Origin of the sequence: Hoylesella buccalis ATCC 35310, from assembly GCF_000177075.1 — a bacterium.
In the GTDB taxonomy this organism is placed as follows: domain Bacteria; phylum Bacteroidota; class Bacteroidia; order Bacteroidales; family Bacteroidaceae; genus Prevotella; species Prevotella buccalis.
Genome location: NZ_ADEG01000093.1, coordinates 1 through 1,058 on the forward strand (window position 1 = coordinate 1; position 1,058 = coordinate 1,058).

Here is a 1,058-nt window from a genome sequence, read left to right on the forward strand (position 1 = left end):
GTCCTCTCAAAGAGAACTTGTCCGATGACGTTAGAGAATATGTAAAGATTTTGCTTAATATGATACATCTTCAAAGCAATAATAAGAAGCAGATAATCGCAGATGGCTATCCATATTTGCGTAAAGACTGCATTCTGGGTTGTTCCATAGAACGACTTGATATGCAAGTGCTGCTTGATCCATTTGAAGAACGTCTCTATAGTCCAACGCTCTCGGTAGAGTTCTGCAATGGTAATTGCTGGAAGGATGAAATCATTAGTCAAGAATCGATACACAACGTTCTGAGCATAGTCTTCATATGTAACCAATCGCAACACGTCTGGATATTTCTTGGCAGTCAAGAGACCAGTGAGACTGATAGTTTCATCAGAGATGACACCAGTCTGCCTATCAACCACTCTTGTCTCGAAAACATTGTACTTCATATTATCCTTTGCTCGGGTAACAAAGTATGCATGTTGTTGTTGAAAGATTCGGAACAGCCGATCAAAATCGACATATCCTTTATCCATAAGGTAATAGGCGCCTGTTTCGATTGGCAGCATATCCATAGCTTGGCTATCATGTACATTGCCGGGAGTAAGGAGAACAAAGTTAGGTATACTGTTCTTAACATCAACCAAGGTATGCATTTTGAACGCCCCTTTATCATGATGGAATTTTGCCCAAGGACAAAGCTGCAGACAAAGATTAATGGTACTACTGTCAAAAGCATAGACCATGTTGTCGATGTTCAGACGGTAATAATTATCCTTATAAAGGGTCTTAGCTCTATCGACAAGTATCATTGCATAGTCTTGATAAATACGCCAGTTTTTCTTTTCGTTCATATCAGCAAGAGTAGATTTTGGCATGATTTTCAACCCCGCATGGTACAATTTGGAGTTGAATGCGGTAAGTTGAGCTTCTATACTTCGAAGACTTGCACTGCTAGTAAATTGAGCATAACTCATGACAAGAAACTGATCACGGCAAGTGAAACGTCTTGCATGAAAATCCCCTCGATATTTGTCAACACATTTCCTGAGCTCGTAATCAGGGATGAGAGACATCAGTTA

At 39.9% G+C, this 1,058-nt stretch carries 1 protein-coding gene; it reads right to left on the bottom strand.

Annotated features, from left to right (window positions below; all coding sequences use genetic code 11):
- Nucleotides 1-1,052 (bottom strand): IS4 family transposase (locus tag HMPREF0650_RS10370; RefSeq protein WP_004350601.1); only part of this gene is annotated, 1,052 nt, incomplete at its 3' end.
- Nucleotides 1,053-1,058: the final 6 nt, after the last annotated feature.